This is a genomic window from Enterobacter sp. MGH 33 (assembly GCF_000534535.1).
In the GTDB taxonomy this organism is placed as follows: Bacteria; Pseudomonadota; Gammaproteobacteria; order Enterobacterales; family Enterobacteriaceae; genus Enterobacter; species Enterobacter hormaechei_C.
On sequence record NZ_KI973212.1, the window covers coordinates 1,341,018 to 1,362,758 of the forward strand.

The window sequence follows — 21,741 nt, forward strand, 5'->3', positions numbered from 1 at the left end:
CTCTTAGTGAACCATCATGTTGTAGTTAAGGTTCCACATAATCCAGATGGAACCGACTACCAGGATAGCGATGATAATCACGGTAAAGATAAAGGCCGTCATGTTCCAGCCTTCATCGGACTTGGTGTTCATGTGCAGGAAGCAAACCAGATGCACCAGAATCTGAATCACCGCGGTCACCAGGATTGCGCCCAGGATAACCGGCTTAGATGCAGAACCGTTCATCACCATCCAGAACGGGATCACCGTCAGAATGATCGACAGGATGAAACCTGTCATGTAGGTGTTTACGCTGCCGTGGGAAGCGCCATGATCGTTAGAATGACTCATTACATCGCCCCCATCAGATAGACAACAGAGAACACACAGATCCATACCACGTCCAGGAAGTGCCAGAACAGGCTCAGGCACATAATACGGGTACGGTTAGTACTGGTCAGGCCGCGACGGGAGATCTGGAACATCAGCACCGCCATCCAGATCAGACCCGAGGTCACGTGCAGACCGTGGGTGCCTACCAGCGCGAAGAACGCTGACAGGAAGCCGCTACGATCCGGGCCGAAACCTTCCATGATCAGGTGATGGAATTCATAGATTTCCATCCCGATAAAGCCAGCACCAAACAGCCAGGTCAACGCCAGCCAGGAGACAACCTGGCTCTTGTTGTTTTTGTACATGGCGATAGCCGCCATGCCGTAGGTGATGGAGCTGAATAACAGCAGTGCGGTTTCAACCAGAACGAACGGCAGTTCAAAGATGTCCTTACCGGTCGGGCCGCCCGCTGTGCCGTTCACCAGAACGGCATAGGTTGCGAACAGACAGCAGAACAGGATGCAGTCGCTCATCAGGTAGATCCAGAAACCGAAGACTTTCGTCGGTCCTGTATCATGGTGCGCATGTTCATGCGCGTGGGCAGTTGAGTGCGCCAGAGTATCAGTTGCCATTTTTCAGCCCCGCTTTAGAAATCTCGTCAAAATGCTGGTTTTCCAGCTTTTCAACTTCACGGACTGGTACGTAGTAGTCCACGTCCTCGTCAAAGCTCTTCACAATCCAGCTGATTACGATGCCAGCGAAGCCAACAATCGCCATCCACCAGATGTGCCAGATCATTGCGAAACCAAATACCGTTGCGAAAGCGGCAATAACCATGCCCGCGGCGCTGTTTTTCGGCATATGGATCTCTTCGTAATGCTCAGGTTGCTTGTACGCTTCACCTTTTTCTTTCATTTCCCAGAATGCATCACGCTCGTGAATGTGCGGCACTACGGCAAAGTTATAGAACGGAGGCGGAGAAGAGGTCGCCCACTCCAGCGTACGGCCACCCCACGGGTCACCGGTCAGGTCGCGGTTCAGGTTACGGTCACGGATAGACACGTAGTACTGAATCAGCTGGCACAGAATACCGCAGGCAATCAGCGCTGCGCCGCCCGCTGCAACCATCAGCATTGGGTGGAACTGCGGATCGATCTGCTGGCTCAGACGACGGGTCATCCCCATGAAGCCCAGCACGTACAGCGGCATAAACGCCACGAAGAAGCCGATGATCCAGAACCAGAACGCGCGTTTACCCCATTTTTCGTTCAGGGTGAAACCGAACGCTTTTGGCCACCAGTAGGTCACACCAGCGAAGCAGCCGAAGACCACGCCACCGATGATAACGTTATGGAAGTGCGCAATCAGGAACAGACTGTTGTGCAGAACGAAGTCAGCACCTGGTACCGCCAGCAGTACGCCGGTCATCCCACCTACGGAGAAGGTCACGATGAAGCCGATGGTCCACAGCATAGCTGAGTGGAACACGATACGACCCTGGTACATGGTGAACAGCCAGTTGAAGATCTTAACCCCGGTCGGGATCGCGATAATCATGGTGGTAATACCGAAGAAGGCGTTTACGTTGGCACCCGCACCCATGGTGAAGAAGTGGTGCAGCCAGACGATGAACGACAGGACGGTAATACATACGGTTGCCCACACCAGAGAGGTGTAACCAAACAGGCGTTTGCGCGAGAAGGTTGCCGCGATTTCGGAGAACACACCGAACACCGGCAGAACCAGGATGTACACTTCCGGGTGACCCCAGGCCCAAATCAGGTTGATGTACATCATCATGTTGCCACCCATATCATTCGTGAAGAAATGGGTACCCAGATAGCGATCCAGGGTCAGCAGCGCGATGGTGACGGTCAGAATTGGGAACGACGCGATAATCAGGACGTTGGCGCACAGAGATGCCCAGGTAAATACTGGCATCTTGAACATCGTCATACCTGGTGCACGCATCTTCAGGATGGTCACGAAGAAGTTAATACCGGTCAGGGTGGTACCGACACCGGAGAGCTGAAGCGCCCAAATCCAGTAGTCAACGCCCACGCCCGGACTGTACTCAATTCCCGACAGCGGCGGGTAGGCCAGCCAGCCAGTCTGAGCAAATTCGCCCACACCCAGTGACAGGTTAACCAGGATAACGCCGACAACCGTGAACCAGAAGCTCAGGTTGTTCAGGAACGGGAACGCAACGTCGCGCGCGCCGATTTGCAGCGGAACGACCACGTTCATCAGACCGATTACCAGCGGCATCGCCACGAAGAAGATCATGATAACGCCGTGGGCGGTAAAGATCTGATCGTAGTGGTGCGGTGGCAGGAAGCCGGCTTCGCCCGCAGACGCAAGCGCCTGCTGGCTACGCATCATGATTGCATCCGCAAAGCCACGAATTAACATGACGATACCGACGATGCAGTACATGATACCGAGTTTTTTGTGGTCAACCGAAGTCAGCCACTCATTCCACAGGTAACTCCACTTACCGAAGTAAGTGATCAGGCCAACTAAGGCCGCGCCACCAATGATAATTGCAGCCACCGTAACCATAATAATCGGTTCATGGTAGGGCACTGCATCCAGTGTCAATTTTCCGAACATTTTCTTCCTCGGCCCCTTAGTGAGCGGTTTCCGCGTGGCTCATGTCCATGCCTTCCATACCCTGGTGCGTATTGTGCTCGCCTTCAGGCTGGGTCATGTCCATGCTCATGCCGTGATCCATAAATTTGCCAATAACATCTTTGAACAGATTCGGTTTCACGTTAGAGAAGTACTCCACCTTGTTGTATTCGCTAGGTGCAGCCACTTTTTCGAACGCCGCCATGTCAGACATGGTGTTTGGAGACTGCTTCGCTTTTGCAACCCACTGGTCGAAAGTCGCGCGGTCTGGCGTAGCGATAGCTTTGAACTTCATACCCGAGAAGCCCGGGCCACTATAGCTGGCGGAGATACCGTCGTAGGTGCCTGCTTCATTCGCGATCAGGTGCAGGTTAGTCTGCATACCGGCCATCGCGTAAATCTGGCTGCCCAGACGTGGGATGAAGAAGGAGTTCATTACGGAGTTGGAGGTCACTTTGAACTGAACCGGAGTGTTCGCCGGGAAGGCGATTTCATTCACGGTAGCAATGCCCTGTTCTGGATAGATGAAGAACCATTTCCAGTCCATGGAGACCACTTCAATGGTAATAGGTTTTTCATCGTGAACCAGCGGTTTGCTCGGCTCAAGTGCGTGAGTGGTTTTCCAGGTCAGTACAGCAAGGAACAGGATGATCAGAATAGGTACCGTCCAGACCACAGCTTCCACTTTATTGGAGTGTGACCAGTTAGGGCTATACTTCGCATCTTTATTGCTCGCACGATACTTCCAGGCGAAACCAACAGCCATCAAGATGGCAGGAATAACCACAATCAACATCAGGCCAAAAGCCGTCAGTATCAATGAACGTTGTTCCAGTCCAATCTGTCCTTTGGGGTCTAGTAGTGCAGAATCGCAGCCACTGAGTAATACAGTGCCTGCGAATAATGACAACCATCCCAAACTTTTATTGTATTTCCTGAGTCTCATTTAACGACCTCAATTCCACGGGAGTCTGGTGGCGTTTAAAGTGTGGGGGCATTTTACGGGAAGGTTACATTACTGTAAACATCATTGGCCCTGTGTCAGGAAGGTGTTACCGGGTTCTGCCGCACATGTCACAAGTGTTGCAAATTATGTCGCGTTTTCCGGGGGAAGCCGCACGGAGCGGGCGTTATAACGAAAGGGTGCCCCAGCATACCGCAAAAGGGACAATTGATATAACCATTGTGAAAAATACACAAATAATTAACAATTAATTATCAATAAAAAGACAACTAAAAAACGAAAATTCAATCTTTCGAATGCTGAATCGTTTAACGGAAAATAGCGTAGCGAAATAAGCTCCAATAATTTCCGAATGCTATCCCGCACAAAACAACAAATATTTTTTTTGTCGATGGCGGTTATTTCGCCGTTATAATTTCGTGTCGTTATTACAACGGGAAATAACCTTTCGCTTTTTACTTCATGTCATCTGCGTTTTCCGCAATGACATGAAATCCAGCATCCCACCGGTCAGGATACCCACGATGGCGAGTAACACCCCTGCATCAAGCAGCTGGGTTTCAAACGGAAGCGACAAGGTGGTCGTCGCATTCAAGATGAGTACCGCGAGCCACACTACCAGCGCAAGACAACCAGCCATCAGCAGACGCAGGGCAAACCGATAGGCAGCCTGATATTCCGTGCGCGGCATGAAGTGTTCCGTCCGCTGGGTATATTCCAGCGTCTGGCGACAGACCAGCAGCAATAAAATCCCCGGCACCGCCGCCACCACCGAGAAGAGATAAAACGTCGGCCAGCCGTGAGCTTCAACAAACCAGCCCGCGACGGGGCCAACGTATACGCGCCCGACGGCAGAAAGGGCAGACAGTAGCGCAAACTGGGTGGCGGAAAATGACTTATTGCACAGCGTCATCAGCAGGGCGACAAATGCCGCAGTGCCCATACCGCCACACAGGTTTTCAAAGAATACCGCCGTCGCCATGCTGATCATATGCTTGTCGGTGATCGACAGCAGCCAGTAACCGGCATTCGATGCGCCCTGAAGGATGCCGAAGATCAGCAGAGCGCGGAACAGCGTCAGGCGCTGCATTAATACACCGCCGTACAGCGCGCCGACGATCGTGGCAAACAGTCCCAGGGTTTTGTTCACCACGCCGACTTCGCCCGCATCAAACCCGACGCCGCGGATCAGGAAGGTGGTGGTCAGACTCATGGCGAAAGCGTCGCCAAGCTTATAAAGGACAATCAGCAGCAGGATCAGCCAGGCATTATTGCGACCAAAGAAATCGCGGAGCGGTGCGGCGACGGCCTGCTCCAGCGAGCGGGGGACCGGAATCACATCGCTCGGTTCAGGCGCGAATAGCGTGGCAATAATGCAGGGGATCAGCAGAGCGGCCATCAGCCAGTACATTCCCTGCCAGCCGAGATAGCGGTCGGCAAGCCAGAGGGCCAGCCCGCCGGAAACCAGCATACCCAGGCGGTAGCCAAGCACGCTGATTGCCGCACCGGCGCCACGCTCTTCTGCTGGCAGGACGTCCGTCTTCCAGGCGTCAAAAACAATGTCCTGCGAAGCGGAGCAGAAGGCGATGACCACCGCAAGCGCGGCCATCCAGCGCAGCTGTGTTGACGGCTCAAGGAAACCCATTGCGGCAATGGCCAGCAACAGCAGCACCTGCGTCATCACTAACCAGCCGCGACGGCGCCCGAGGAACGGTGGGGTATAGCGATCCATCACCGGCGACCACAGGAACTTAAAGACGTAAGCCTGGCCGACGAGCGAGAAGAAACCAATGGTTTTAAGATCGATGTTCTCAACCGTCATCCACGCCTGTAACGTGCCGGAGGTGAGCGCAAGGGGTAAACCGGAGGCGAAACCAAGGATCAGCAGAATAGCTGATTTCGGTTGCTGGAAAATACGTAAGTAGTGACTGGACATGTTCTTATGAACTGACCCGGTGAAGCACCGGGTCAGTCAGCAGGATTAACGGGCGTTCTGCTTGATGAAGTCGTGAATGCTGGTGTCCTGTGCCATGTCGGCAATGGTGTCAGTCAGCACACTGTTAACCGCGTCAGCGATATTTTTGTTGGAGGCCTGGAATGCGCCTTCAACGGAATAGCTTGCACGGTAGTTTTTGTTCATTTTATTGCCGTTCTTCGCGGTAGCAATGATGGCGATATCGGCTTTGGTCGCAATGTTGTAGCGAACGTTACCCTGGGAGACGTCAGCGTACAGGTTGTTCACGATGATTTGCAGATCAACCGCGCCGCTTGGGCCAATCATGTAGCCACGGGAGGTCATCTGTTTTTCCAGCACTTCCTGCAACAGGAAGCGCAGGTCGCGGGAGGCGGTCAGCGTGACCTGCTGGTTGTCGCGAGTCACTTTCGCCAGCGCCTGGTCCTGACGCTGATCGGCGCCATTAATGCTGACTGTGACGCCCATCAGGCTTGGATCCTGCTGAGGCAGGGTAATTTTTGGTGAAACGTCAATGGTCGTCGGCGGAGTCGCGCAGCCGGCGAGCATAAAGAGTGCTACCAACGGAAAGAAGAGTTTTTTTAACATTTTCGGGTTCTCAACGAATCGTAAGCAAAGAGAGAAAAATTGCCGCCATCATAACATCGCTAACGGCCAGGGGAAGTGGTCAACGCATGTAAATTCATCGCCTTGTCCGAAAACTGACCACCTTTCCGCTTTTCTCTGCCTGTAAGTGACAAAACGTATGAACCTCATAGTGAACTTCATTCGTTTGGATGAGAAAATCAGACGAAAGCTAAATATTTGTTGTCAAGGTGTAATGGAACCGGTAAAAGCGGCTAATATTTAAAGGGATGGGTGACACCTTAGCGTTGTCGGAGGAGTGATTTCATGATGATACGTGAACAGATAGAAGAAAAATTAAGGGCAGCGTTCAACCCTGTGTTTCTCGAAGTTGTCGACGAAAGCTATCGTCATAACGTGCCGGCAGGTTCTGAAAGCCACTTTAAAGTGGTTCTGGTCAGCGATCGCTTCACGGGAGAACGTTTCCTGAACCGACACCGCTTGATCTACAGCACCTTGACGGAAGAACTCTCCACAACCGTACATGCGCTGGCGCTGCATACCTACACCATTAAGGAATGGGAAGGGCTACAGGATACGGTATTCGCATCACCGCCTTGTCGGGGTGCAGGCACCATCGCCTGATAAATCGGATTTGCAACCGCCGGAGTTTTTCCAGTATGTTGCTTACAGATTTCGTCAAAACGGCCTTCGGGCCGTTTTGTTTTGTCTGAGTTTTGAGCGGATGGCGCGTTTTTAAGGCTAAAAATAGCCTTAAAGTGTGAAAAAAGCCGCAGCAACATGCTCCAACCGTTCTCGACTCACCTAAGTGATGCCGCTATAATGCCGCGTCTTATTGAATGTCTTCGGGATGATTCTGGCGACAGGGAATGTGAATCTGCACATAAGAGAGCATCCCGGTATAACAGACAGATTCAGAGTTGACCGAGCACTGTGATTTTTTTGAGGTAACAAGATGCAAGTTTCAGTTGAAACCACTCAAGGCCTTGGCCGCCGTGTAACGATTACTATCGCTGCTGACAGCATCGAAACTGCTGTGAAAAGCGAGCTGGTCAACGTAGCAAAAAAAGTACGTATTGACGGCTTCCGCAAGGGCAAAGTACCAATGAATGTTGTTGCTCAGCGTTATGGCGCTTCCGTGCGTCAGGATGTGCTGGGTGAACTGATGAGCCGCAACTTTATCGACGCGATCATCAAAGAAAAAATCAATCCAGCCGGCGCGCCGAACTACGTTCCAGGTGAATACAAGCAGGGCGAAGACTTCACCTACTCCGTAGAGTTCGAAGTGTACCCGGAAGTTGAGCTGAAAGGTCTGGAATCTATCGAAGTTGAAAAACCGATCGTTTCCGTGACTGACGAAGACGTTGACGGCATGCTGGATACCCTGCGTAAGCAGCAGGCGAACTGGAAAGAGAAAGAAGGCGCTGTTGACGCGGAAGACCGTGTAACCATCGACTTCACCGGTTCTGTAGACGGCGAAGAGTTCGAAGGCGGTAAAGCGTCTGACTTCGTACTGGCGATGGGCCAGGGTCGTATGATCCCAGGCTTCGAAGAAGGTATCAAAGGCCACAAAGCGGGCGAAGAGTTCACCATTGACGTGACCTTCCCTGAAGAATACCACGCTGAAAACCTGAAAGGTAAAGCAGCGAAGTTCGTTATCAACCTGAAGAAAGTGGAAGAGCGCGAACTGCCAGAACTGACTGAAGAATTCATCAAGCGTTTCGGCGTGGAAGATGGTTCTGTTGCGGGCCTGCGTACCGAAGTGCGTAAAAACATGGAGCGCGAGCTGAACGGCGCTGTACGTAACCGCGTGAAGTCTCAGGCGATTGACGGTCTGGTGAAAGCGAACGACATCGACGTTCCTGCTGCCCTGATCGACAGCGAAATCGACGTTCTGCGCCGTCAGGCTGCACAGCGCTTCGGTGGCAACCAGCAGCAAGCGATGGAACTGCCACGCGAGCTGTTCGAAGAGCAAGCGAAACGTCGCGTTGTTGTCGGCCTGCTGCTGGGCGAAGTGATTCGTACCCACGAGCTGAAAGCTGACGAAGAGCGTGTGAAAGGCCTGATCGAAGAGATGGCTTCTGCATACGAAGACCCATCAGAAGTGATCGAGTTCTACGGTAAGAACAAAGAGCTGATGGACAACATGCGCAACGTCGCACTGGAAGAGCAGGCTGTTGAAGCGGTACTGGCGAAAGCGAAAGTGACCGAAAAAGAGACCTCTTTCACCGAACTGATGAACCAGCAGGCGTAATTTCGCCCCGACGGTTTAAAGTTTGAACAAAAAACCCGTTGCCCTCCGGCGACGGGTTTTTTTTATCACCGCTTTAGTCCTGGAAGGGTGCTAAAACGCCCTTTCAGTGTTAGCGTTACAACAAAACGTTGTTATGCTTGAAATAGGGCATGACGACCCCCATTAGTATGTAATCACGATGATTGAGACTGGCTGATAATCCGTCCATAAGGTTACAATCAGTACAGCAGGTGTTTTCAATTTTGAACCAGGAGACGGAAATGTCATACAGTGGCGAACGAGATAACTTTGCACCCCATATGGCGCTGGTGCCAATGGTTATTGAACAGACCTCACGCGGTGAGCGTTCTTTCGATATCTATTCCCGTCTGCTCAAGGAACGCGTTATCTTTCTGACCGGCCAGGTGGAAGACCATATGGCTAACCTGATCGTGGCGCAGATGCTGTTCCTGGAAGCGGAAAACCCGGAAAAAGACATTTACCTGTACATCAACTCGCCAGGCGGTGTGATTACGGCGGGCATGTCAATTTATGACACCATGCAATTCATCAAGCCGGATGTCAGTACCATCTGTATGGGGCAGGCGGCATCCATGGGTGCTTTCCTGTTAACCGCAGGGGCGAAAGGTAAGCGTTTCTGCCTGCCTAACTCCCGCGTGATGATTCACCAGCCGCTGGGTGGTTACCAGGGCCAGGCGACGGATATTGAAATCCACGCCCGAGAAATTCTGAAAGTAAAAGCGCGCATGAATGAACTTATGGCGCAGCATACGGGTCAACCTCTCGAGCAGATCGAGCGCGATACCGAGCGCGATCGCTTCCTCTCTGCACCAGAGGCAGTTGAGTACGGCTTAGTCGACTCCATTTTGACCCATCGTAATTGATGCCCGCGACGCGAGTGTGCCGCTATACTAAGGTAGGGCGGAACGTTGCCTGTAAGCAGCTTGCGTCTGAGAATGGCATTTGCGTCGTCATGTGCGGCACATAGAACTTAAAAAGAGGTTTGGACTCATGACAGATAAACGCAAAGATGGTTCGGGCAAACTGCTGTACTGCTCTTTTTGCGGCAAAAGCCAGCATGAAGTGCGTAAACTGATTGCCGGGCCGTCCGTGTATATCTGCGACGAATGCGTCGATTTATGTAACGACATCATTCGCGAAGAGATTAAAGAAGTCGCGCCGCACCGTGAGCGCAGCGCGTTACCAACGCCACACGAGATTCGCCACCACCTGGACGACTATGTCATTGGTCAGGAGCAGGCGAAAAAAGTGCTGGCGGTGGCGGTATACAACCACTACAAACGTCTGCGTAACGGCGATACCAGCAATGGCGTAGAGCTGGGCAAAAGTAACATTCTGCTGATCGGGCCTACGGGTTCTGGTAAAACCCTGCTGGCGGAAACGCTGGCGCGCCTGCTGGATGTTCCGTTCACCATGGCGGATGCCACCACCCTGACCGAAGCCGGTTATGTGGGTGAAGACGTTGAAAATATTATCCAGAAGCTGCTCCAGAAGTGCGATTACGACGTACAGAAAGCCCAGCGCGGGATCGTCTATATCGATGAGATCGACAAAATCTCCCGTAAATCAGACAACCCGTCGATCACCCGTGACGTCTCGGGCGAGGGCGTGCAGCAGGCGCTGCTGAAGCTGATTGAAGGTACGGTTGCGGCTGTTCCACCGCAGGGTGGACGTAAACATCCGCAGCAGGAATTCTTGCAGGTTGATACCTCCAAGATCCTGTTTATCTGTGGTGGTGCGTTTGCAGGCCTGGATAAAGTGATCTCTCACCGTGTGGAAACCGGCTCCGGCATTGGTTTTGGCGCAACGGTGAAAGCCACGTCTGAAAAACCAAACGAAGGCCAGCTGCTGGCGCAGGTTGAACCGGAAGATCTGATCAAATTCGGTTTGATTCCGGAATTTATCGGCCGTCTGCCGGTTGTGGCGACCCTGAACGAACTGAGCGAAGACGCGCTGATTCAGATCCTGAAAGAGCCGAAAAACGCGCTGACCAAGCAGTATCAGGCGCTGTTTAATCTGGAAGGCGTTGAGCTGGAATTCCGTGACGAAGCACTGGACGCGATTGCCAAGAAAGCGATGGCGCGTAAAACCGGTGCCCGTGGCCTGCGTTCTATCGTAGAAGCAGCATTGCTCGACACGATGTACGATCTTCCTTCTATGGAAGACGTTGAAAAAGTCGTGATCGACGAGTCCGTCATTGGTGGCCAGTCCAAGCCGTTACTGATTTACGGTAAACCGGAAGCGCAGCAGGCATCTGGCGAATAATTCACCATTTCATACAATCAGTTAATCAAAAAGGGGGGATTTTATCTCCCCTTTACTTTTTCCGTATTCATGGCGTTGAATGTATGGGAAACATCCCCATATACTGGATTACATGTTAATGGTTGTGTGAAGCACAGTTACATGACCAGTTTACCTGGCGGACACTAAACTAAGAGAGAGCTCTATGAATCCTGAGCGTTCTGAACGCATTGAAATCCCCGTATTGCCGTTGCGCGATGTGGTGGTTTATCCGCACATGGTCATACCCTTATTTGTAGGGCGGGAAAAATCTATCCGTTGCCTCGAAGCCGCCATGGATCATGATAAAAAAATCATGTTGGTCGCGCAGAAGGAAGCATCAACGGATGAGCCGGGTGTAAACGATCTTTTCACCGTCGGGACCGTGGCCTCTATTTTGCAGATGCTGAAGCTGCCAGACGGCACCGTGAAGGTGCTGGTGGAAGGCTTACAGCGTGCGCGTATTACCACTCTGTCAGACGATGGCGAGCACTTCTCTGCGAAGGCAGAGTACCTTGATTCACCTGAACTTGATGAGCGCGAACAGGAAGTGCTGGTACGCACCGCGATCAGCCAGTTCGAAGGCTACATCAAGCTGAATAAGAAAATCCCACCTGAAGTGCTGACGTCGCTGAACAGCATCGACGATCCTGCACGTCTGGCGGATACCATCGCTGCGCACATGCCGCTGAAGCTGGCTGACAAACAGTCCGTGCTGGAAATGTCCGACGTTAACGAACGTCTGGAATACCTGATGGCGATGATGGAGTCTGAGATCGATCTGCTCCAGGTTGAGAAGCGCATTCGCAACCGCGTCAAAAAGCAGATGGAAAAATCGCAGCGTGAGTACTATCTGAACGAGCAAATGAAAGCCATTCAGAAAGAGCTCGGCGAGATGGACGATGCGCCGGATGAAAACGAAGCGCTGAAGCGTAAGATCGACGCGGCGAAGATGCCGAAAGAGGCGAAAGAGAAAGCCGAAGCTGAGTTGCAGAAGCTGAAAATGATGTCTCCGATGTCGGCAGAGGCGACCGTCGTGCGCGGCTATATTGAGTGGATGGTACAGGTTCCGTGGAATGCCCGCAGCAAGGTCAAAAAAGACCTGCGTCAGGCGCAGGAAATCCTCGATACCGACCACTACGGCCTGGAACGCGTGAAAGACCGCATTCTTGAGTACCTCGCGGTACAGAGCCGTGTGAACAAAATCAAAGGTCCAATTCTGTGCCTGGTAGGGCCTCCAGGCGTGGGTAAAACCTCTCTGGGCCAGTCCATCGCCAAAGCGACCGGACGTAAGTATATCCGTATGGCGCTGGGCGGCGTACGCGATGAAGCGGAAATCCGCGGTCACCGCCGTACCTACATCGGTTCTATGCCGGGCAAGCTGATCCAGAAGATGGCGAAAGTGGGGGTTAAAAACCCGCTGTTCCTGCTCGATGAGATCGACAAAATGTCTTCGGACATGCGTGGCGATCCGGCGTCGGCGCTGCTGGAAGTGCTTGATCCAGAACAGAACGTGGCGTTCAGCGATCACTACCTGGAAGTGGACTACGACCTGAGCGATGTGATGTTCGTGGCGACCTCCAACTCCATGAACATTCCGGCCCCGCTGCTGGACCGTATGGAAGTGATCCGTCTCTCCGGTTATACCGAAGATGAGAAGCTGAACATTGCTAAGCAGCACCTGCTGCCGAAACAGATTGAGCGTAACGCGCTGAAAGCCAACGAGCTGACCGTCGAGGACAGCGCGATTATCGGCATCATTCGCTATTACACCCGTGAAGCGGGCGTGCGTAGCCTTGAGCGTGAAATCTCCAAACTGTGTCGTAAAGCGGTGAAACAATTGCTGCTGGATAAGAGCCTGAAGCACATTGTGATTAACGGCGACAATCTGCATGCTTACCTTGGCGTTCAGCGCTTCGACTATGGTCGCGCAGACAACGAAAACCGCGTTGGTCAGGTGACCGGTCTGGCATGGACGGAAGTGGGCGGCGATCTGCTGACCATCGAAACCGCGTGTGTCCCGGGCAAAGGCAAGCTGACCTACACCGGTTCACTGGGTGAAGTGATGCAGGAGTCCATCCAGGCGGCGCTGACCGTGGTGCGCGCGCGCGCGGAAAAACTGGGTATCAACCCGGATTTCTACGAAAAACGCGACATTCACGTTCACGTTCCGGAAGGGGCGACGCCGAAAGATGGCCCAAGCGCGGGTATTGCCATGTGTACGGCGCTGGTTTCCTGCCTGACAGGGAACCCGGTTCGTGCTGATGTGGCCATGACCGGTGAAATTACGCTGCGTGGTCAGGTACTGCCTATCGGCGGGTTAAAAGAAAAACTGCTGGCGGCACACCGCGGTGGAATCAAAACCGTATTGATCCCTTACGAAAATAAACGCGATCTGGAAGAGATTCCGGACAACGTTATTGCCGATTTGCAGATCCATCCGGTGAAACGCATTGAGGAAGTTCTGACTCTCGCACTGCAAAATGAACCGTCCGGAATGCAGGTTGTAACCGCAAAATAGTGACCTCGCGCAAAGAGCGCCAATAAAAACAAGGCTGGTAAGTCATTTCGTACTTGCCAGCCTTTTTTTGTATAGCTAATTTAGATTGCTGATTGGGTTAGCCATCAACAACGGGTGTTGTAAGGTCATAGCAGGACTGATATAACTGCTGCGCGGTCGCGCTGTGAAGGATTCAGGTGCGATATAAATTATAAAGAGAGGAAGAGAACAGTGAATAAATCTCAACTGATTGACAAAATTGCTGCGGGTGCTGATATTTCTAAAGCTGCAGCTGGACGTGCTTTAGATGCTTTAATTGCTTCTGTTACTGAATCTCTGCAAGCTGGGGACGACGTTGCACTGGTAGGCTTCGGTACTTTTGCGGTTAAAGAGCGTGCAGCCCGTACTGGCCGCAACCCTCAAACCGGTAAAGAGATCACTATTGCTGCCGCTAAAGTGCCGGGTTTCCGTGCAGGTAAAGCGCTGAAAGACGCAGTAAACTGATTGCTTTCCCGCTCCAGGGAAGCTGAAAAGTACAAGGGCGCATCGTTTGATGTGCCTTTTTTGTTTGTCCAGACCTGATTTGTGCGAGTTTATGCGAGTTGTGGGCTGACAATTGCCCTGTTTTCTTGTCACAATACGCCTTTACGCGCGACGGTCAGGATTTTCCGTCAGCGTCAGGTAACCAGTCACCTACAGCGGAGTGTTGTTACACCATGATGGACAGCTTACGCACGGCTGCTAACAGTCTCGTGCTCAAGATTATTTTCGGTATCATTATCGTGTCGTTCATATTGACCGGTGTGAGTAGTTACCTCATCGGCGGTGGCGCGAACTACGCCGCAAAAGTGAATGGCCAGGAAATTAGCCGTGGGCAGTTCGAGAACGCTTTTGCTGGTGAACGTAACCGCATGCAGCAGCAACTGGGCGACCAATACTCTGAACTTGCAGCCAACGAAGGCTATATGAAAAACCTGCGTCAGCAGACGCTGAACCGCCTTATCGACGAAGCGCTGCTGGATCAGTACGCGAAAAGCCTGGGTCTGGGCATCAGCGATGAGCAGGTTAAAAAAGCCATCTTCTCGACGCAGGCTTTCCAGTCTAATGGGAAGTTCGACAACGCGCGTTACAACAGCATTGTTAACCAGATGGGTATGACGGCTGACCAGTACGCTCAGGCGCTGCGTAACCAGTTGACCACGCAACAGCTGATCAACGCGGTGGTGGGCACCGATTTCATGCTGAAAGGCGAAACTGAAGAGCTGGCGGCACTGGTGGCGCAGCAACGCGTGGTGCGTGAAGCGACGATTGATGTCAACGCACTGGCAGCGAAACAGCAGGTTAGCGACGCTGAAGTTAATGCTTACTACGAGCAAAACAAGAACAACTTCATCTCTCCGGAACAGTTCCGCGTAAGCTATATCAAGCTGGATGCAGCTGCGATGCAGGAAAACGCGACTGACGCCGAGATCCAGTCTTATTACGATCAGCATCAGGATCAGTTCACTCAGCCGCAGCGTAACCGTTACAGCGTGATCCAGACCAAAACGGAAGCAGAAGCGAAAGCCGTGCTGGACGAGCTGAACAAAGGCGCTGATTTCGCCACCTTAGCGAAAGCAAAATCCACCGACATTATTTCTGCCAAAAACGGCGGTGATATGGGCTGGCTGGAAGAGTCCACTACCCCGGACGAGCTGAAAAATGCAGGCCTGAAAGAGAAAGGCCAACTGTCTGGTGTAATCAAATCCTCCGTTGGTTTCCTGGTGGCGCGTCTGGACGATGTTGTGGCGGCGAAAACCAAGCCGCTGGCTGACGTTCGTGATGATATCGCTGCGAAAGTGAAGCAGGAGAAAGCGCTGGACGCCTTCTATGCTCTGCAACAGAAAGTGAGCGATGCCGCAAGCAACGACAACGAATCACTGGCGGGTGCTGAGCAGGCTGCTGGCGTTAAAGCGGTTGAGACGGGCTGGTTCAGCCACGAAAACCTGCCGGAAGAACTGAACTTCAAACCAGTTTCAGATGCCATTTTCAATGGTGGTCTGGTCGGTGAGAACGGTACGCCGGGCAGCAACTCAGACATCATTACCGTTGACGGTGACCGTGCGTTCGTACTGCGCGTCAGCGAGCACAAAGCCGAGGCAGTGAAGCCCCTGGCGGAAGTGAAAGATCAGGTGGTGGCGCTGGTCAAACACAACAAAGCGGCACAGCAGGCAAAACTGGATGCAGAGAAAATTCTGGCCGATCTGAAAGCCGGTAAGAACGATGCGCTGAAAGCGGCTGGCCTGAGCTTTGGCGAAGCAAAAACGCTGAGCCGTACCGGTCAGGATCCTGTCAGCCAGGCGGCGTTTGGCCTGAGCCTGCCGGCGAAAGACAAACCTGTCTTTGGCACCACGACCGATATGCAGGGTAACGTGGTGCTTCTGGCGCTGGATGAAGTAAAAGCCGGTACGCTGCCAGACGCGCAGAAGAAGGCCATGGTTCAGGGAATTACCCAGAACAATGCCCAGATTGCTTTCGAAGCGATGATGAGCAACCTGCGTAAAGAAGCCAAAATCAAACTGGGTGATGTGGTCACTCAGGAGCAATAATTACGTATCTGCTCGCAGATTTTAGTAACGCTCTGCAAAAACTAAAGGCCGCTTTCGCGGCCTTTTCCATTTCTGCAATCTGTTGTTTGTCCCTGTTTTCCCGTGCGGTTATCGTGGCGTGGCTGTCAACAAACAAGGAGAAAACAGCATGAAATGTGGAATCAAAGCACTGTTAATTACACTGGCTATTGCCACTTCCGGGATGAGTGCGGGCGCGCTGGCGGCGTCCCCCTCGGCTAAAGCGCAGGCTGCACAAAACCAGGCCGATGCAACGTCACAAGGTCATGTTAAAGCCAACGCGACGGCCAGCACGAAAGCCATTGAGGACGAGGGTACGCGGGTCAGTATCAATACTGCCTCTGCGGACGATCTTGCCCGCGTTATGAATGGCGTGGGTCTAAAAAAAGCACAGGCCATCGTCAGCTATCGTGAAGAGTATGGCCCTTTCAAAACCCTTGACGATCTCAAGCAGGTGCCGGGTATGGGCAGCGCGCTGGTTGAGCGCAATCTCGCACACCTGACGCTGTAATCGCGTAATCACTTGCACTGCGGCAAATATTTGCCAGGATAAAGAGGTCATACCAGTTATGACCTCTGAACCTATAACAACGAAAGGCTATTGCGCTATGCAGACACAAATCAAAGTCCGTGGTTATCACCTCGATGTTTACCAGCACGTCAATAACGCCCGCTACCTTGAATTTCTTGAAGAGGCGCGCTGGGACGGCCTGGAGAACAGCGAAAGCTTCCAGTGGCTGACCGCACACAACATCGCGTTTGTGGTCGTCAATATCAACATTAACTACCGCCGCCCGGCTGTGCTGGGGGATGTGCTCACCGTGACCAGTGAGGTCCAACAACTGAATGGCAAAAGTGGTGTATTGAGCCAGGTCGTTACGCTGGAGCCAGAAGGGCAGGTGGTGGCCGATGCGCTGATCACCTTTGTCTGTATCGATCTCAAAACCCAGAAAGCGTTGCCGCTGGAAGGGGAGTTGCGCGAAAAGCTGGAGCTGATGATCGCGTAAGAAATGTTCAGGAATAACTGTGCTGTCGACACTTACCGTTCGACAGCACGGTCAGGTAGCCCTTATTTCAGCCCGGTCTTTTTCTGCATCGCGGCCATCACGCCCGCTTTATCCGCAAAATAATGATTCAGACCGTTCGCGCGCAGGTTACAGGCGGCACACTGCCCGCAGCCGTCCCCTTTAATGCCGTTGTAGCAGGTCAGGGTCTCGTTGCGAACAACATCCAGCTTGCCCCAGTAGTCGGCCAGGGCCCAGGTTTCAGCCTTATCCAGCCACATCAGCGGCGTTTCGAAGCGGGTCTCTTTTGCCATTCCCAGATCGACAGCGTGATTGAGTGCTTTCACGAATTCATCCCGGCAGTCCGGGTAGCCAGAGAAGTCGGTCTCACACACGCCCGTGATCACCGCTTCGGCTTTCACCTGGTAGGCATAGATCGCCGTCAGGGTCAGGAAGAGAATGTTGCGGCCCGGTACGAAGGTGTTCGGAATGCCGCTGGCATCCGGTTCGTAATCAGGCACCGGAATGCTGTCGCGGGTGAGGCTGCTGACGGCCAGTTCATTTAACAGCGTCACGTCCAGCACTTTATGAGCGCGGGCGCCCAGTTTGAGGGCCAGTTCACGAGCGACATCGATTTCAGCGCGATGACGCTGACCATAATCAAAAGTGACGCAGTGCACTTCATCATACTGGTGAAGCGCCTGAATCAGGCAGGTGGTGGAATCTTGTCCTCCGCTGAACACGACGACGGCACGTTTCATAGATCATCTCGACAGTTACAGTAAAAGCGTCATGTTAACGCCTGGCTAAAGCGGCGACCAGCTTCTTCACGCGTTTGGGGGAGGAAGCCAGGCTTCGGTGAAGTCAAACCAGCCGCGAGTGTTAAGGCGTATGCCGTTGACGCCCGGAGGCGCGCTGATTTGATACTGGTAGTTAAAGAGCGGCGTCAGGACGGCTGTCTCCATTAACCGGCTGAAGATAGCCTGAAGTCCTGCGTGTCGGTCACGTTCGTCGGCCTGCGTCTGCACCGCATCCAGCGTGGCCTGCAAATGGGCGTATGCCGGTGCGCTCAGCAGATGCGGCCAGAGCGCATCGCAGCGGAGCCACTGCTCAAGCGTGTACGCTGGCGCTTCGCCAATCAGTCTGTCTCCCATCATGATGTCTGCATCGGCAAGCTGCTGGCACCCGTCCCACGTTTTGGCGTCGTGAAAGATGACGGTCAGTTCACAACCCTGCCGCGCAAGGTATGCTTTTAACTGGCTGGCCATGGTGTGAAGCTCAACCGGCAGGTGGTAGACGAGCATCAATGCCTCTGGCAGCGCAACGTCGGTTAAATCAGGCCATTGGGGGATCGCCCAGCCGGGAAGCAGTTCCTCGGTAGGGGTAATGAGTCCTTCGTTCAGAGGAAGCGTGTGCAGCAGCGTTGAGAGGTGAATGATATTAATCAGCCGCTTTGCCTGAAGTTCGCTCAGACGCGGACTCTGTTTCAGCGTGAGGTAGCAGAAGCCCAGACTGGTGCTGTTACTCACCAGCCGCAGGCTGGCCAGCTCGTCGGCCTCGCCAATGGCGATTTGCACCGGGTGGCGACAGCTGGTGCCCAGACTGTAGTCAAAAAGCTGGGGCGTGATCCAGTACTCGATAGCCTTAAGCAACGGATGGCCAAGGTGATACTGCTCGTGGCTTTCCAGACGCACCAGTTCAGGCTCAAAAACGCTCAGTCGAAAGGGACCGCTGCCCACCACGGGGTAATCGGGATGCGCCAGACGGCTACAGTAGGTTGCCAGCCTGTGCGCCAGCCAGTAGTCAGGTTGATGGAGAATAAACGTCAGGCACTGCGGATGCGTGGTTTCGATACGTAAGACGCTGCGGAAAAGCGTGCCCAAGCCGGGCTGCGATAACAGCGCCGTCAGGCTTTGCCGGAGCTGTGCCGTCTCTATTTTATCGCCGTTATGCCAGTGCAGGGTGGAGCGAATGTAGAAATGCCAGCGCAGGCCGTCAGCGGAGATTTCCCAGTGATGCGCCAGATCGCCCGTGGGTTCACTGCTGGTACCATTAAAACGCGTCAAACCAGAGAATACCTGTCCCGCCAGATGCTGCTCCGCCCGGCCAGGGAGAAACCCTGGCTGAAGCGGCTCCAGCGAGCGATAGTAGGGAATACGCAGCGTCGGCGTATCGTTCTGCCACTGCCCGCCCATAAACGGATGCAGCAGCGATCGCAAATCTTCAGGCGCGAGCTGGGCCAGCTCCAGCGCGTTGTGCTGCTGTCCACTTTTCAGGGCCTCTTCCATCATCGTATTACGCAACGAGTCCGGGGTGACGTGAAAGCGTAATTCCCCACGCTTTCCTCGTCCGGAGCGGGCGTGCCAGCTTAGCCAGCCCGCCTCCTGCGCCTGGCGCAACAGGGTGCGAACATGTCGCTCGCTGCAAAAGCAGCGGCTGGCAAGCTCACTGATGGTCACCTGCTGCGGTGAGCCGGCGGAGGGGTGCCACAGACGCTGATACTGGTTAAGACGGTTAAGCTGGCGCATGAAAAACCCGGAACAATAATTATCATCTATTCACTATTACTTCCGTATATCCCACGTAATACTGATGCACAAGTTAACCGCATCACATTTCGGGAGTAATCATGGCTCGGCTCGCTGCATTTGATATGGACGGCACGCTGTTAATGCCGGATCACCGTTTAGGGGAGAAAACCCTGAACACACTTAAGCGCCTGCGCGAGCGAGAAGTTACCCTGACGTTTGCCACTGGTCGACATGTGCTGGAGATGCGCCATCTGCTGGGAACATTTGCTCTCGATGCGTTCCTGATCACCGGCAACGGGACGCGCATTCACTCCGTCGACGGCGATGTGCTGCACCGTCAGGATCTGAACCCGGAAGTGGCGGACATTGTCCTGCACAGCACCTGGGATACGCAGGCCAGCGTGCATGTTTTCAACGATGAAGGCTGGTTTACCGGGCGTGAGATCCCGGCCTTGCTGCACGCACACGTTTACAGCGGCTTTAAATATCAGCTTATCGATTTGCGCCGCATTCCGGCACACAAGGTGACCAAGATCTGCTTCTGTGGCGATCACGACGATCTCTGCCGCCTGCGTATTCAGCTTAACGAGGCGCTGGGCGACCGGGCGCACCTGACCTTCTCGGCGGTGGACTGCCTTGAAGTGCTGCCGGTGGGCTGTAACAAAGGATCTGCGCTGGCGGTGCTGAGCGATCATCTGGGGCTGACGATGCAGGACTGTATGGCCTTTGGTGACGCCATGAACGACCACGAGATGCTGAGCAGCGTGGGTCGTGGACGGATTATGGGGAACGCGATGCCGCAACTTATTGCCGCGCTCCCGCATTTACCGGTTATCGGACACTGTCGTAACGAAGCGGTGTCCCATTTTTTGACGCATTGGCTGGACAAAAATAACCTCCCATATTCCCCCGAATAGTGAGACCCTTCCAGCAAGCCAGGCTTTAGCCTGGCTTTTTTTTATTTCACCAGCTGCGAAATCTGCGCTTTCCACGGTTCTACATCGCCAATAGTTGCCTGCACCCATTCTGCGTTGTAATAGGTGTCCAGGTAGCGCTCCCCGCTGTCACACAGCAGCGTGACGACAGAGCCGGTACGGCCTTCTTCGCGCATCCTCGCGGCCAGCTGTAGCGCGCCCCACATATTGGTGCCGGTGGAAGCCCCGACTTTACGGCCAAGCTGTGTCTCCAGCCAGTGCGCCGTCGCGACGCTGGCGGCGTCCGGCACGCGGAGCATCTCATCCACAACGTCCGGAATGAACGAGGGTTCGACGCGCGGGCGACCAATCCCTTCGATCTTGCTCCCCACGGGGCTGCGCAGGCTGGCATCGCGGGATTGCCAGTAATCGAGGAACACCGAGTTTTGCGGGTCAACCACCATCAGCTGCGTATCATAACCCTGACAGCGGATATAACGTCCGATGGTGGCGGAGGTTCCGCCCGTGCCCGCGCTCATGACAATGTAAGAGGGAACAGGATGCGGCTCGTGGGTCATCTGGCGGAAAATGCTGTCCGCAATGTTATTATTGCCGCGCCAGTCGGTGGCGCGCTCGGCGAAGGTGAACTGGTCCATATAGTGACCATTCAGTTCGCGGGCCAGCATTTCGGAGGCCGCATAGATTTCGCAGGCGCTTTCCACAAAGTGGCAGCGTCCGCCGTAAAATTCGATCTGTTCGACTTTACGTTTCGCCGTGCAGGAGGGCATCACGGCGATAAACGGGAGGCCCAGCAGGCGGGCAAAGTAGGCTTCGGAGACGGCAGTTGATCCGGACGACGATTCAATAATCGTGGTGCCTTCTTTGATCCAGCCGTTACATAAACCGTATAAAAAGAGTGAACGCGCCAGGCGATGCTTCAGGCTGCCGGTAGGATGGGTGCTTTCATCCTTCAGGTAAAGCTGAATGCCGGGAAATCCAGGCAGAGGCAGGCGGATCAAGTGGGTGTCTGCCGAGCGCTGATAGTCGGCATTTATTTCGCTGATGGCATGTTTAACCCAGGTGCTATTCATCGTAGTTATCCGTTTGTCATTTTGTGCCCAGCATAGCGAAAAGCACAGAAAAAATTGTTGCTATCTGACCTTT

At 53.6% G+C, this 21,741-nt stretch carries 19 protein-coding genes; 10 read left to right on the forward strand and 9 right to left on the reverse strand.

Features of this window, described 5'->3' with window-relative positions:
• Positions 1–3 precede the first annotated feature (3 nt).
• The 6 genes from L379_RS17635 to L379_RS17610 form a co-directional block, all read right to left on the reverse strand.
• Entirely contained in the window at positions 4–330 is a 327-nt protein-coding gene (locus L379_RS17635; RefSeq protein ID WP_032652708.1) for a cytochrome o ubiquinol oxidase subunit IV, read from the reverse strand.
• Positions 330–944: a cytochrome o ubiquinol oxidase subunit III gene (locus L379_RS17630; RefSeq protein WP_003859057.1), complete on the reverse strand. Its 615-nt coding sequence runs from the start codon at positions 942–944 to the stop codon at positions 330–332. The genes L379_RS17635 and L379_RS17630 overlap by 1 nt, the downstream gene beginning before the upstream one ends.
• Positions 934–2,925: a cytochrome o ubiquinol oxidase subunit I gene (cyoB, locus tag L379_RS17625; protein ID WP_017383189.1), complete on the reverse strand. Its 1,992-nt coding sequence runs from the start codon at positions 2,923–2,925 to the stop codon at positions 934–936. The genes L379_RS17630 and cyoB overlap by 11 nt, the downstream gene beginning before the upstream one ends.
• Positions 2,926–2,941: 16 nt before the next feature.
• Positions 2,942–3,889 carry a cytochrome o ubiquinol oxidase subunit II gene (gene cyoA / locus L379_RS17620; protein ID WP_006809886.1) on the reverse strand — a complete coding sequence of 316 codons (948 nt, stop codon included), beginning with the start codon at positions 3,887–3,889 and terminating at the stop codon, positions 2,942–2,944.
• Positions 3,890–4,367: 478 nt separating this feature from the next.
• Positions 4,368–5,843 carry a muropeptide MFS transporter AmpG gene (ampG, locus tag L379_RS17615; protein WP_017383190.1) on the reverse strand — a complete coding sequence of 492 codons (1,476 nt, stop codon included), beginning with the start codon at positions 5,841–5,843 and terminating at the stop codon, positions 4,368–4,370.
• A gap of 45 nt (positions 5,844–5,888) precedes the next feature.
• Complete coding sequence (locus L379_RS17610; protein ID WP_003859052.1) at positions 5,889–6,467, reverse strand: lipoprotein; 579 nt, start codon at positions 6,465–6,467, stop codon at positions 5,889–5,891.
• Positions 6,468–6,770: 303 nt separating this feature from the next.
• Here L379_RS17610 and bolA point away from each other — a divergent pair, with 303 nt between their 5' ends.
• The 9 genes from bolA (at position 6,771) to L379_RS17565 (ending at position 17,135) form a co-directional block, all read left to right on the forward strand.
• A complete protein-coding gene (gene bolA / locus L379_RS17605) occupies positions 6,771–7,088 on the forward strand; it encodes a transcriptional regulator BolA (protein ID WP_003859051.1) in 318 nt (105 codons plus the stop codon).
• Between the two features lie 331 nt (positions 7,089–7,419).
• Positions 7,420–8,718, forward strand: coding sequence for a trigger factor (tig, locus tag L379_RS17600; protein WP_032652710.1), 1,299 nt, complete (start codon positions 7,420–7,422; stop codon positions 8,716–8,718).
• A 260-nt stretch (positions 8,719–8,978) separates the two neighbouring features.
• Positions 8,979–9,602: an ATP-dependent Clp endopeptidase proteolytic subunit ClpP gene (gene clpP / locus L379_RS17595; RefSeq protein WP_006809880.1), complete on the forward strand. Its 624-nt coding sequence runs from the start codon at positions 8,979–8,981 to the stop codon at positions 9,600–9,602.
• 127 nt (positions 9,603–9,729) lie between these two features.
• Positions 9,730–11,004 (forward strand): ATP-dependent protease ATP-binding subunit ClpX, encoded by a 1,275-nt coding sequence (gene clpX / locus L379_RS17590; protein WP_015571275.1) that lies wholly within the window; start codon positions 9,730–9,732, stop codon positions 11,002–11,004.
• Positions 11,005–11,188: 184 nt separating this feature from the next.
• The gene (lon, locus tag L379_RS17585; protein ID WP_014882775.1) at positions 11,189–13,543 is read left to right on the forward strand and encodes an endopeptidase La; all 2,355 of its coding nucleotides are present in this window, start codon (positions 11,189–11,191) and stop codon (positions 13,541–13,543) included.
• A gap of 210 nt (positions 13,544–13,753) precedes the next feature.
• The gene (gene hupB, locus L379_RS17580) at positions 13,754–14,026 is read left to right on the forward strand and encodes a nucleoid-associated protein HU-beta (protein ID WP_002444653.1); all 273 of its coding nucleotides are present in this window, start codon (positions 13,754–13,756) and stop codon (positions 14,024–14,026) included.
• Positions 14,027–14,238: 212 nt separating this feature from the next.
• Positions 14,239–16,110: a peptidylprolyl isomerase gene (gene ppiD / locus L379_RS17575; RefSeq protein ID WP_017383192.1), complete on the forward strand. Its 1,872-nt coding sequence runs from the start codon at positions 14,239–14,241 to the stop codon at positions 16,108–16,110.
• 148 nt (positions 16,111–16,258) lie between these two features.
• Positions 16,259–16,639, forward strand: a complete 381-nt coding sequence (locus L379_RS17570) for a helix-hairpin-helix domain-containing protein (RefSeq protein WP_023296027.1) — start codon at positions 16,259–16,261, stop codon at positions 16,637–16,639.
• A 97-nt stretch (positions 16,640–16,736) separates the two neighbouring features.
• Positions 16,737–17,135 carry a YbgC/FadM family acyl-CoA thioesterase gene (locus L379_RS17565; protein ID WP_017694410.1) on the forward strand — a complete coding sequence of 133 codons (399 nt, stop codon included), beginning with the start codon at positions 16,737–16,739 and terminating at the stop codon, positions 17,133–17,135.
• Positions 17,136–17,197: 62 nt separating this feature from the next.
• Here the strand turns inward: L379_RS17565 and queC are convergent, their stop codons facing one another.
• Both queC and L379_RS17555 read right to left on the reverse strand, forming a co-directional pair.
• On the reverse strand, positions 17,198–17,893 hold the full coding sequence (gene queC, locus L379_RS17560; protein WP_015571271.1) for a 7-cyano-7-deazaguanine synthase QueC: 696 nt from the start codon (positions 17,891–17,893) through the stop codon (positions 17,198–17,200).
• Between the two features lie 66 nt (positions 17,894–17,959).
• Positions 17,960–19,660, reverse strand: a complete 1,701-nt coding sequence (locus L379_RS17555; protein WP_032652712.1) for an SgrR family transcriptional regulator — start codon at positions 19,658–19,660, stop codon at positions 17,960–17,962.
• Positions 19,661–19,761: 101 nt separating this feature from the next.
• Between L379_RS17555 and cof the strand changes: the two genes are divergently transcribed.
• Positions 19,762–20,580 carry an HMP-PP phosphatase gene (gene cof, locus L379_RS17550; protein ID WP_032652713.1) on the forward strand — a complete coding sequence of 273 codons (819 nt, stop codon included), beginning with the start codon at positions 19,762–19,764 and terminating at the stop codon, positions 20,578–20,580.
• A gap of 41 nt (positions 20,581–20,621) precedes the next feature.
• Here the strand turns inward: cof and L379_RS17545 are convergent, their stop codons facing one another.
• Positions 20,622–21,668: a PLP-dependent cysteine synthase family protein gene (locus L379_RS17545; protein ID WP_017383196.1), complete on the reverse strand. Its 1,047-nt coding sequence runs from the start codon at positions 21,666–21,668 to the stop codon at positions 20,622–20,624.
• Between the last annotated feature and the right edge of the window lie 73 nt (positions 21,669–21,741).

Excerpts from the sequence above, each read along its gene's own strand:
- L379_RS17635 (WP_032652708.1), bottom strand. The coding sequence starts at position 330 with ATGAGTCATTCTAACGATCATGGCGCTTCCCACGGCAGCGTAAACACC.
- L379_RS17630 (WP_003859057.1), bottom strand. The coding sequence starts at position 944 with ATGGCAACTGATACTCTGGCGCACTCAACTGCCCACGCGCATGAACAT.
- cyoB (WP_017383189.1), bottom strand. The coding sequence starts at position 2,925 with ATGTTCGGAAAATTGACACTGGATGCAGTGCCCTACCATGAACCGATT.
- cyoA (WP_006809886.1), bottom strand. The coding sequence starts at position 3,889 with ATGAGACTCAGGAAATACAATAAAAGTTTGGGATGGTTGTCATTATTC.
- ampG (WP_017383190.1), bottom strand. The coding sequence starts at position 5,843 with ATGTCCAGTCACTACTTACGTATTTTCCAGCAACCGAAATCAGCTATT.
- L379_RS17610 (WP_003859052.1), bottom strand. The coding sequence starts at position 6,467 with ATGTTAAAAAAACTCTTCTTTCCGTTGGTAGCACTCTTTATGCTCGCC.
- bolA (WP_003859051.1), top strand. The coding sequence starts at position 6,771 with ATGATGATACGTGAACAGATAGAAGAAAAATTAAGGGCAGCGTTCAAC.
- tig (WP_032652710.1), top strand. The coding sequence starts at position 7,420 with ATGCAAGTTTCAGTTGAAACCACTCAAGGCCTTGGCCGCCGTGTAACG.
- clpP (WP_006809880.1), top strand. The coding sequence starts at position 8,979 with ATGTCATACAGTGGCGAACGAGATAACTTTGCACCCCATATGGCGCTG.
- clpX (WP_015571275.1), top strand. The coding sequence starts at position 9,730 with ATGACAGATAAACGCAAAGATGGTTCGGGCAAACTGCTGTACTGCTCT.
- lon (WP_014882775.1), top strand. The coding sequence starts at position 11,189 with ATGAATCCTGAGCGTTCTGAACGCATTGAAATCCCCGTATTGCCGTTG.
- ppiD (WP_017383192.1), top strand. The coding sequence starts at position 14,239 with ATGATGGACAGCTTACGCACGGCTGCTAACAGTCTCGTGCTCAAGATT.
- L379_RS17570 (WP_023296027.1), top strand. The coding sequence starts at position 16,259 with ATGAAATGTGGAATCAAAGCACTGTTAATTACACTGGCTATTGCCACT.
- L379_RS17565 (WP_017694410.1), top strand. The coding sequence starts at position 16,737 with ATGCAGACACAAATCAAAGTCCGTGGTTATCACCTCGATGTTTACCAG.
- queC (WP_015571271.1), bottom strand. The coding sequence starts at position 17,893 with ATGAAACGTGCCGTCGTCGTGTTCAGCGGAGGACAAGATTCCACCACC.
- L379_RS17555 (WP_032652712.1), bottom strand. The coding sequence starts at position 19,660 with ATGCGCCAGCTTAACCGTCTTAACCAGTATCAGCGTCTGTGGCACCCC.
- cof (WP_032652713.1), top strand. The coding sequence starts at position 19,762 with ATGGCTCGGCTCGCTGCATTTGATATGGACGGCACGCTGTTAATGCCG.
- L379_RS17545 (WP_017383196.1), bottom strand. The coding sequence starts at position 21,668 with ATGAATAGCACCTGGGTTAAACATGCCATCAGCGAAATAAATGCCGAC.